Source organism: Nitriliruptor sp. (genome assembly GCF_040882075.1).
Taxonomy (GTDB): domain Bacteria; phylum Actinomycetota; class Nitriliruptoria; order Nitriliruptorales; family Nitriliruptoraceae; genus Nitriliruptor.
Genome location: NZ_JBBEBZ010000230.1, coordinates 1 through 9861, shown reverse-complemented (window position 1 = coordinate 9861; position 9861 = coordinate 1). Strand labels below are relative to the sequence as shown.

Genomic DNA, 9861 nt, shown 5'->3' with positions numbered 1-9861 from the left:
GCCCGGCCGACCGGCCCGGCCCCCTGGACGGGCTTCAGCTGACCTCACGGCCCACCGGCCTGGACCGCCGGACGGGTCTCAGTCGACCCCGTGGCCGACGATCACGACCGGGCACGGGGCGTGCGTGGCCACCTGCTGGCTGACGGAGCCGAGCAGCAGGCCCTTGAACCCACCTCGCCCACGGCTACCGATGATCACCATGGCGGCGTCGGCGGCCTCGTGACACAGCACCCCCGCCGCGCCACCCGAGCGCGCGATCCTGATGACCGGGATGCCATCGAAGCCGCCCACCTCCTCGAGCTGGTCGTCGATGACGGCGTACGCCGACGCCTCGAGGTCCTCGTCGGACGGCAGGGCGGCGATGGCCGGCAGCACCGCGACCTCCGGCGTCGGGTAGGCGTGCACGACCTCCAGGGTCGCGCCGTGCACCTGTGCCTCGTCCCGGGCCCACCGCAGGGCGCGGCGAGCGTGCTCGGACGAGTCGATCCCGACGACGATGCGGGTGACGGTTCGTTCCGTGGTGGCGACCATGGCGGGCTCCTCCGGGGGGTTCAGCCCCGAGCGTGCCGTGCTCACACGGCCCGCGACAGGGGCCTCGGGCCCGAACGCGCGGGACCTACGACCATCCGCCCGGTCGCCACCTAGGCTCCTGCCGGATCGAGCCACCACGCCCGAGGGAGGGATGCGTGCGCTACCCCGAGCGGTTGCTGACGGAGGACGAGGAGATCGTCCGCCAGTTCCGGCCGCACTGGCGCGTGCTCCTGCCGGCGTTGGCCTGGGCGATGCTGCTCACCGCCGCCGTCACGGTCGGGTTCTTCGCGTCGGAACCGCCCGTGCCGTGGGTGGTCCTCGCGGTGGCCGTGGTGCTGTGGCTGGCGATCGCGGGGCGAGCGGTCCTCAACTACTGGTTCACCAACTACGTCCTCACGACGGAACGGATCATCGTGCGGCGCGGGATGATCGCGCGCAGCGGCACCGAGATCCCGCTCGAGAACATCAACAACGTGCTGTTCTCGCAGTCGGTGGTCGAGCGGTTGCTCGGGTACGGCGACGTGCTGCTCGAGTCGGCGGGGACCCAGGGCCAGAGCCGCCTGGCCGACATCCCGGACCCCGAGCACTTCCAGTCCCAGGTCTACCGCGTCCGGGAGGCTCGCTCGCTCGCGATGCGACACGGACCCGGGCCCGCCGGCGAGGCTGCGGGGGACGTGGTCTCGCAGCTCGAACGGCTCGCGGATCTGCGTGAGCGCGGACACCTCAGCGACGAGGAGTTCGAGACCAAGAAGCGGCACCTGCTCGAGGGCTGACCGGACCGGCCGGACCGGCCGGGCCGCGCACCCGGGGGTCAGACCTTCGAGGGGGAGCCCTCGTCGACCCGCAGGGGGCTCAGGCCGGTGACGATCGCGCCGGTGAGCTCACCGTTGCGACGGGTCAGCGCGTCGCACGCCTCGCTCGAGCCACCCCGGCTGCGCAGCGCCCGGAGCTCGCGCAGGTTGCGGTCGCGTTCGCGCGTCGCTGCGCGCAGGCAAGCGTTCGAGCAGCACGGGGCAGCCGGCGAGGGACCGCTGCACATCAGACAGGTGTCGGGGTTCGCGGCCAACGGTCGATCTCCTGGTGGAGGGGCCCACGACGAACGCCGGCACCCTCCCGTGGTCGGAAGGACCAGGAGCGCCGGCTCGACCCCCGTCTTTCGGACACTGTACCGACCCAGGACGGGAGCACAACCGTGATCCGGCCAGCCCGATCGGATGACGCGTGCGCCCGCCTCAGCCGGCGTCGCCCCCACGTCCGCGCTTGCCGACCGCACCCACCAGCGCGGCTGCGATCAGCACGACCGCGGCGATGATCAGCAGCCACCGGAGCGCATCGAGCAGGAAGCTGACGATCGCCAGCACGACCGCCAGGACGAGGAGCGCTCCAACGATGCCTGCGATGTTCTTCACGTGGTGGCCCCTCGGTATCGGATCACGACCCTAGGCGCCGCACGCGGCAACGGCAGGGTGATCGCGGCCGACCGGGCGTGGACCGACGCACCACGAGCGCGGGGGTCACACGTTGCGTCGGTACTGGCCGCCGACCTCGAACAGGGCGTCGGTGATCTGCCCCAGCGAGCAGTGGCGGACCGCGTCCATGAGCACGTCGAACACGTTGCCGCCGGACGTCGCCGCCTCCTGGAGCCGGGCGAGCTGGCGTGCGCCCTCGTCGGCGTGGTCGGTGCGGAACGACTGGACCCGTTCGAGCTGGCCGCGCTTCTCGTCCTCGGTCGCGCGCATCAGCTCGACGGTCGCGTCCGGGTCACCGTCAGCGCCCTCGCGGAGGAAGGTGTTGACGCCGATGATCGGCAGGGAGCCGTCGTGCTTGCGGTGCTCGTAGCGCATCGATTCGTCCTGGATGCGCCCGCGCTGGTAGCCGGTCTCCATCGCGCCGAGGACACCCCCGCGGTCCGAGATCCGGTCGAACTCCGCCAGGACGGCCTCCTCGACGAGGTCGGTCAGATCGTCGACGATCGCCGCACCCTGCAGGGGGTTCTCGTTCTTGGCCAGGCCCCACTCCTGGTCGATGATCATCTGGATCGCCAGCGCCCGCCGGACCGACGACTCGGTCGGTGTGGTCACCGCCTCGTCGTAGGCGTTGGTGTGCAGCGAGTTGGTGTTGTCGTAGATCGCGCAGACGGCCTGCAGCGTCGTGCGGATGTCGTTGAAGTCCATCTCCTGGGCGTGCAGGGACCGGCCCGAGGTCTGGACGTGGTACTTGAGCTTCTGGCTGCGCTCGTTCGCACCGTAGAGGTCGCGCATGGCGACGGCCCAGATGCGCCGAGCGACACGACCCATCACGGTGTACTCGGCGTCCATCCCGTTGGAGAAGAAGAACGAGAAGTTCGGCGCGAAGTCGTCGACGTCCATCCCCCGGGCCTTGTACGCCTCGGCGTAGGTGAAGCCGTTGGCGAGCGTGAAGGCGAGCTGGGAGATGGGGTTCGCCCCCGCCTCAGCGATGTGGTACCCGCTGATCGAGACGCTGTAGAAGTTGCGCACCTCGTGCTCGATGAACCACTCCTGCACGTCGGCCATGCAGCGCAGCGCGAACTCGGTCGAGAAGATGCAGGTGTTCTGCCCCTGGTCCTCCTTGAGGATGTCGGCCTGCACCGTGCCGCGGACCTCGCGCAGCGCCCGGGCGCGGATGTCCTCGGCCTCCTCGGCGTCCGGCTCGCGACCCTCCTGCTCACAGAAGGCGTCGAGCTGCTGATCGATCGCCGTGTTGAGGAACATCGCCAGGACCGTCGGCGCCGGGCCGTTGATGGTCATCGACACCGAGGTGGTGGGCGAGCACAGGTCGAAGCCCGCGTACAGGGCCTTCGCGTCGTCGAGGGTGGCGACCGACACCCCCGAGGTGCCCACCTTCCCGTAGACGTCGGGACGCTCCGCCGGGTCACGGCCGTAGAGGGTCACCGAGTCGAACGCGGTCGACAGGCGCGTGGCCGGGTTGCCCTCGGCGAGGTAGTGGAAACGACGGTTGGTGCGGAACGGGTCGCCCTCGCCCGCGAACATCCGGGCTGGCGCCTCGCCGTCACGCTTGAAGGGGAACGCCCCGGCGGTGAACGGGAACCGGCCCGGCAGGTTCTCGGACCGCAGGAAGCTCAGCAGGTCGCCCTCGTCGCTGAGTCGGGGCAACGCGACGCGCGGGATCCTGCTGCCCGACAGCGTCTCGCGCGTCAGCGGGACGTGGACCTCCTGATCACGGACGGTGTAGACGAACTCCTCCCCCGAGTACGCCTCGACGGTCGCCGGCCACTCGCGCAGCAACGCGTCGCACTCGGGAGCCAGCCCCTCGGCGACCTCGGTGAGCCGATCCTCGATGACACGGCGTGCCGCACCGTCGGCGTCGTTCCACAGCTCGTCACGCACCGTGCGCAGGTGCTGGCGACGCCGCGCCAGGTCGGCCTGGTCCCGGGTGCGCTGGTGGTAGGAACGGATCGCGTCGGCGATCTCGGACAGGTACCGCTCGCGTCCTGAGGGGATGATGCTCGAAAGGGCGGTGGAGACCTTCGTGTCCACCGTCGGCAGCGTCCCGGGTCCGGCGTCGAGCCCGTGGGGGGCGAGCACGCCACGCAGGTGGTGGTAGAGGGCGGTGACCCCGTCGTCGTCGAACCGTGCGGCGCTGGTGCCGAAGACCGGCATCTCCTCCCACGGCGTCCCGAACGCCTCGCGGTTGCGCACCATCTGACGCGCCACGTCCCGTCGCGCGTCGTCAGCGCCGCGGCGCTCGAACTTGTTGACCGCGACGGCGTCGGCGAAGTCGAGCATGTCGATCTTCTCGAGCTGGGAGGCGGCGCCGAACTCGGGGGTCATCACGTACAGGGACGCGTCGACGAACGGCACGATGGCCGCATCACCCTGGCCGATGCCCGGCGTCTCGACGATGACGAGGTCGAAGCCGGCGGCCTTGCAGGCCGCGATGGTGTCGCCGAGGTGGTCGGGCACCTCGGAGCCGTGCGACCGGGTCGCGATCGAGCGGAAGAACACCCGTCCCGGGGCGATCGAGTTCATCCGGATGCGGTCACCGAGCAGCGCTCCCCCACCGCGCCGACGCGAGGGGTCGATGGCCAGGACCGCGATGCGCAGCTTGTCCTCGAGGTCACGCCGGAAGCGGCGGACCAGCTCGTCGGTCAACGAGGACTTGCCGGCTCCCCCCGTGCCGGTGATGCCGAGGACGGGGACCTCCCGTCGCGCCGCGGCGTCGCGCAGCCCGGTCGCCAGGTCGTCACCACGGCCGGCCTCGAGCGCCGAGATGGCACGAGCCAGCGCGGCCGCGTCACCGGCGAGCACGGCGTCGACCGTCGGCAGCTGATCGGTGAGGTCGACGTCGCACGCCTCGATCATGGTGTTGATCATCCCGGGGAGGCCGAGCTCCTGGCCGTCGCCGGGCGAGAAGATGCGAGCGACGCCCCGCTCGTGGAGGGTGGCGATCTCCTCGGGGACGATCACCCCACCGCCGCCGCCGTAGACCTTCACGTGGTCGGCGCCGCGTTCGCGGAGCTGCTCGACCAGGTAGGTGAAGTACTCGACGTGGCCGCCCTGGTAGGAGCTGACGGCGACGCCCTGGACGTCCTCCTGCAGCGCGGCGGTCACGACCTCGTCGACGCTGCGGTCGTGACCGAGGTGGATGACCTCCGCGCCCTGGGACTGCAGCAGCCGTCGCATGATGTTGATGGCGGCGTCGTGCCCGTCGAAGAGGCTGCCCGCCGTCACGAACCGGACGGGGTGCTCGGGCACGTGCAGATCGGACGCGTGGTCGCTCACGGCGGGCTCCCGTCAGGCGACGACGAGCGCGGAGGACCGAGCCACCGCCGCCAGCAGATACTTGGACGTCCTAGTATCACCGTCACCGGTGAGGACAGCAACCTGGCCGAGCGTCAGCGGGTGCGGGGTGACCCTCGGATCAGAAGTCGCCGGCGCCGTGGCGCAGCTCCCGGAGCACCTCGACGAGGGCACCGACCTGAGACGCCGACAGGCCGGGTCCGGCGAAGACGGTCGCGTTCAGCCGAGCGGTGGCGGCCAACGCCCGTTCACGGCCTGTGGCCGTCAGCACCGCCAGCTTCGTGCGTCGGTCCGTCGCGTGGGGCGAGCGCCGCACGAAGCCCTGGTCCTCGAGCCGGTCCACGGCACTGGTCACGCTGGTCGGGTGGACCTGGAGGCGGCTGCCGACCACGTTCATCGGGAGCCGTCCCTCGCGGCTGAAGTGCAGGAGCATGAGCAACTCGTAGCGGGCGAAGGTGAGGTCGAGGTCGCGGAGCTGCTCGTCGATGCGGGCGAGCAGGATCTGCTGTGCCCGCACGATCGAGGTCACGGCCGCCATCCCATCGGCCGCATCACCCCACCCGTGGTCGACCCACCGCCGGTGCGCTTCGGCGATGGGATCGAACGGCAGCGGGGAACGGGACACAGCCACCTCGGGTCGGCGGTCGCCGGCGCCGAGAGGCTAGACGTTCGCCGTGGATCGAGACGCCCGCCTCAGCGGATCAGAGCGCGAGGGCAGCCGGCGGCGCGCTCGGTGCGGATGGCACCGACCCACGACGCTGACGCAGGTCGCGTTCGGCCAGCCCAACACCGAGCGCGAGCCCGACCACAGCGGTGATCAGGGCGGTGCTCAGGCCGGGCTTGGCCGTCATGAGCATCACGATCGCGAGGTCGGCACCGAACATCACCCAGACCACGCGGGCCAGCTTCGGTTCGACGAGCGACTCGATGAGACCGTCGCTGGCAGCCCCGTCCGGCTCTGTCTCGAGGGTGGCACGCATCCGCTCGACAGCCGGATCGACGACCGCGCCGGCGCCGACCCCCGCCAGGGCGAACAGCTCGATCGGCGCCGGACGCCACCCGTCGCGCACGCTCGGTACGCCCCAGCGTCCGTCGTGTGTGTGATGGGCGGGCCGAGGACGGGACGGACCCGTCCGGACGGGCGGGCGAACGCGACAGTGAACGCTGTAACGTTGCTTCGTGCCGCAGGATGACGTGCGGCCGCACCGCGGGGTCCGGGAGGGACCCCTCGACCAGGAGGGCCGCGCGTGACCGCGACCGACAGTCCCGTCCGCGATCCGAACAGGTTCGTGCCCGAGCGTGCGCAGGAGGCCGGCGGGTCGATGCACGCCGGCCCGATACAGGCTCGCACGCGGCAGCTCCCGCGCCGGCTGCAGCGGGTGTTGCGTTCACGCGTCGTCGACCTCGCCACGACCCCCCACGGCGTCGACCACTACCTGAGCATGGTGAACCCGCTGTGGTCGCTCGACCGGACGCGAGCGCTGCTCGTCGACCGCATCCGCGAGACCCACGACGTCACCACGCTCGTCCTCGACCCCGGCCCGGCGTGGGGTCCGCACGAGGCGGGCCAGCACGTGCGCACCCAGGTCGACATCGACGGCCGCCGCCGCACCCGGTACTTCACGATCTCCTCGAGCCCCCGGCGCGCCGACGGGCTCATCACGCTGACGGTCAAGGCGGGCGACGACGCCTTCGTGTCGCGTTTCCTGCAGACCCACGCGCGACCCGGTCTGGTCCTCGAGATCTCCGAGCCACGAGGCGAGTTCGTCCTGCCCTCCCCCCTGCCGGACCACCTGCTGTTCATCGGTGGTGGCAGCGGGATCACCCCGCTGATGTCGATGACCCGGACCCTCCTGGCCGACGGCTACCGCGGGCGCATCACGTTCCTGAACTACGTCAAGACGCCGGCCGATCGCATCTTCGCCGCCGAGCTCGACCGGATCGACGCGCACCACGATCGGGTCACCCTCGTCACCGTGTGCAGCGAGGAGGATGGCGACCCCGACACCCTCTGCGGCTACCTCGAGCAGGGCCACCTCGACCAGGTGGCACCCGACTGGCGTGAGGCGCCCGCCTACGTCTGCGGTCCGCCGCCGATGCTCGACGCCGCCGAGGCGATCTGGGAGGAGGCGGGGGCGCTCGACCGCTTCCACATCGAGCGCTTCACCCTCGCGGCCCCGTCCGCGGACGTGAACGCCGAGGGGTGCGTGAAGCTGGCCGACAGCGACATCGAGCTCGCCAACGATGGCCGACCGCTGCTCGTGCAGGCCGAGGAAGCGGGTCTCGAACCCGAGTACGGCTGCCGGATGGGTATCTGCAAGACCTGCACCACGCGCAAGGTCAAGGGCGTCACGCAGAGCCTGACGACCGGCGAGGTGTCCAGCGACGACGACCAGGACATCCAGATCTGCGTCAACGTCGCGCTCGGCGACGTCGAGCTCGCCCTCTGACCGTCGCCGACGCCGGCACCCGCTCCCCCACCGACCACCTGACCCGATCGACCAACGTCCGACGAGAGGACCGCTCGTGACCGCTACCGAGATGCCCACGCCCGCCCACAACGCTGCGGGCACACCCTCGGCTCCGGGTCGACGTGACGGCCCGATCGACGACTCCGTGCTGATGGAGCGCACCGGGATCACCGAGGAGCAGATCGCCGAGCTCGCCCGCGAGTTCGACGCCATCCGCGACCGCATCCTCGCCGACATCGGCGAGGAGGACGCGGCCTACATCCGCAGCGTCGTCAAGGCGCAGCGTGCGTGCGAGGTCGCCGGCCGGGTGCTGCTGTTCGTGCCGACGCCGGCCACCTGGCTGGCCGGCGTGGCGTCGCTGGCCATGTCGAAGATCCTCGACAACATGGAGATCGGCCACAACGTCATGCACGGCCAGTACGACTTCATGAACGACCCGCACATCCACTCCCAGTCCTACGAGTGGGACACGGCGGCGCCGTCCGCGAACTGGAAGCTGTCGCACAACTTCATGCACCACACCTACGCCAACATCATCGGCAAGGACCGCGACGTCGGCTACGGCCTGCTGCGGATGACCGAGGACCAGGCCTGGCGCCCGCGGGACAAGTACAACCCCATCTACGGCACCCTGCTCGCCCTGCTGTTCCAGTACGGCGTGGCCGCCCACGACCTCGAGATCGAGAAGCTCAAGAACGACGAGAACAGCTGGGACGAGGTCCAGGACGTGGCCCGCGTCATCGCGATGAAGACCGCGAAGCAGGACGGCAAGGACTACATCCTCTTCCCGCTGCTCGCCGGGCCGAACGCGCCCGCGGTGGCCGCCGGCAACCTCGTCGCGAACCTGATCCGCAACGTCTGGGCCTTCTCCATCATCTTCTGCGGCCACTTCCCCGACGGGACGGCGATGTTCTCCGAGGAGGAGGTCGAGCAGGAGTCCCGCGGCGGGTGGTACGTGCGGCAGATGATCGGTGCCGCCAACATCCGGGGCAGCCGGCTGTTCCACATCATCAGCGGCAACCTCGGCCACCAGATCGAGCACCACCTCTTCCCCGACCTGCCATCGCGTCGGTACGCGTCGCTGTCGGCCGAGGTCCGCGACATCTGCGAGCGCTACGAGCTGCCCTACAACGTCGGCAACCTCCGCGAGCAGTTCGGCTCGGTGGTCCGCAAGATCTGGCGGCTGCGCAAGCCCGACGGGTCAGGTGGCCCCGACCGGGTCGAGCGCATCGACCTCCACGCCAAGGATGCGCCGCTCGATCAGGACCGCATCAACGGCAAGGAGATCCCGCTGGCGGCGTCACGTGCCGCCGAGCGCAAGCGACGTGCGCGGGAAGCGGCGGCGTCCGCGCCGGCGGCGGCGGCCAGCTGAGACGACGGGGTGGCGGCCGGTGACCGCCCCCACCACCCTGTCGTCGTACGCCCCGTGATCGATCCATGCGTCGGCGCCGGCCTCGAACGCGGCCGCGAACCGGCCCGTGCCCGCGCCGATCACGACGGTGCGGACGGCCGGCGCATCGCGGGTCACCCGACGGAGCTCGCCGAGCTTCGAACCATCGTCGTCGGTGATGGCGAACACCAGGACGTCCGGGACGGACGTGCCCGCATCGACCGTGAAAGCCCCGGAGCGATCGCCGAGCGCGCGCAGCCGCGACGCGGTGTGTGCATCAGCCTCGACGCGGCACACCAGCACGCGGCCCGCAGCCGCGGTCGTCACTCGAGCCGGTCGCGACGGACGATGGTGCAGTGGTAGGTACCGGCGGGCGACGAGACGGTGACGCGGTCACCGGGTCGGGCGCCGAGCACGGCGGCCGCCAGCGGCGCGTCCATCGAAGTGCGGTGCTCGTCGAGCCCAGCTTCGACCGGGTGCACGATGAGGAACGACTCGGTCGAGTCGTCCGGGAACCGGACCTCGACCTCGTCCCCGACCTCGACGATCGAGGGATCGTCCCGGACGTCGCTCGGGGAGACCGCGTCGCGCAGCACGTGGCGGAGGGCCTCGACCTGCTCGGCCAGCTGCTGGTGCTCGGTGACCAGCTGCTGGTCACGCTCGTTGCCGAGCTCGTCGTCGATCTGCG

The 9861-nt window shown here is 70.8% G+C and carries 11 protein-coding genes; 3 read left to right on the top strand and 8 right to left on the bottom strand.

Going from position 1 to position 9861, the window contains the following annotated elements; all coding sequences use genetic code 11:
• Nucleotides 1-78: 78 nt before the first annotated feature.
• Complete coding sequence (locus WEB03_RS16755; protein ID WP_368072062.1) at nt 79-531, bottom strand: universal stress protein; 453 nt, start codon at nt 529-531, stop codon at nt 79-81.
• Between the two features lie 155 nt (nt 532-686).
• Between WEB03_RS16755 and WEB03_RS16750 the strand changes: the two genes are divergently transcribed.
• Complete coding sequence (locus tag WEB03_RS16750; RefSeq protein WP_368072061.1) at nt 687-1304, top strand: PH domain-containing protein; 618 nt, start codon at nt 687-689, stop codon at nt 1302-1304.
• Nucleotides 1305-1342: 38 nt separating this feature from the next.
• Here WEB03_RS16750 and WEB03_RS16745 read toward each other — a convergent pair whose 3' ends face one another.
• The 5 genes from WEB03_RS16745 to WEB03_RS16725 form a co-directional block, all read right to left on the bottom strand.
• Nucleotides 1343-1597, bottom strand: coding sequence for a hypothetical protein (locus WEB03_RS16745; RefSeq protein ID WP_368072060.1), 255 nt, complete (start codon nt 1595-1597; stop codon nt 1343-1345).
• Between the two features lie 166 nt (nt 1598-1763).
• The gene (locus WEB03_RS16740; RefSeq protein WP_368072059.1) at nt 1764-1940 is read right to left on the bottom strand and encodes a hypothetical protein; all 177 of its coding nucleotides are present in this window, start codon (nt 1938-1940) and stop codon (nt 1764-1766) included.
• 105 nt (nt 1941-2045) lie between these two features.
• Nucleotides 2046-5294 carry a fused isobutyryl-CoA mutase/GTPase IcmF gene (gene icmF / locus WEB03_RS16735; protein WP_368072058.1) on the bottom strand — a complete coding sequence of 1083 codons (3249 nt, stop codon included), beginning with the start codon at nt 5292-5294 and terminating at the stop codon, nt 2046-2048.
• Between the two features lie 139 nt (nt 5295-5433).
• Nucleotides 5434-5937 carry a MarR family winged helix-turn-helix transcriptional regulator gene (locus WEB03_RS16730; RefSeq protein ID WP_368072057.1) on the bottom strand — a complete coding sequence of 168 codons (504 nt, stop codon included), beginning with the start codon at nt 5935-5937 and terminating at the stop codon, nt 5434-5436.
• A gap of 76 nt (nt 5938-6013) precedes the next feature.
• On the bottom strand, nt 6014-6382 hold the full coding sequence (locus WEB03_RS16725) for a hypothetical protein (protein ID WP_368072056.1): 369 nt from the start codon (nt 6380-6382) through the stop codon (nt 6014-6016).
• A gap of 177 nt (nt 6383-6559) precedes the next feature.
• Here WEB03_RS16725 and WEB03_RS16720 point away from each other — a divergent pair, with 177 nt between their 5' ends.
• Together WEB03_RS16720 and WEB03_RS16715 are read left to right on the top strand one after the other, a co-directional pair.
• Nucleotides 6560-7762, top strand: a complete 1203-nt coding sequence (locus tag WEB03_RS16720) for a ferredoxin reductase (RefSeq protein WP_368072055.1) — start codon at nt 6560-6562, stop codon at nt 7760-7762.
• 172 nt (nt 7763-7934) lie between these two features.
• A complete protein-coding gene (locus WEB03_RS16715; protein WP_368072063.1) occupies nt 7935-9155 on the top strand; it encodes a fatty acid desaturase in 1221 nt (406 codons plus the stop codon).
• Here WEB03_RS16715 and WEB03_RS16710 read toward each other — a convergent pair.
• On the bottom strand, nt 9084-9500 hold the full coding sequence (locus WEB03_RS16710; protein ID WP_368072054.1) for a hypothetical protein: 417 nt from the start codon (nt 9498-9500) through the stop codon (nt 9084-9086). The genes WEB03_RS16715 and WEB03_RS16710 overlap by 72 nt on opposite strands.
• A partial coding sequence (locus WEB03_RS16705) for a GreA/GreB family elongation factor (protein ID WP_368072053.1) occupies nt 9497-9861 on the bottom strand: 365 nt, incomplete at its 5' end. The genes WEB03_RS16710 and WEB03_RS16705, both read right to left, overlap by 4 nt.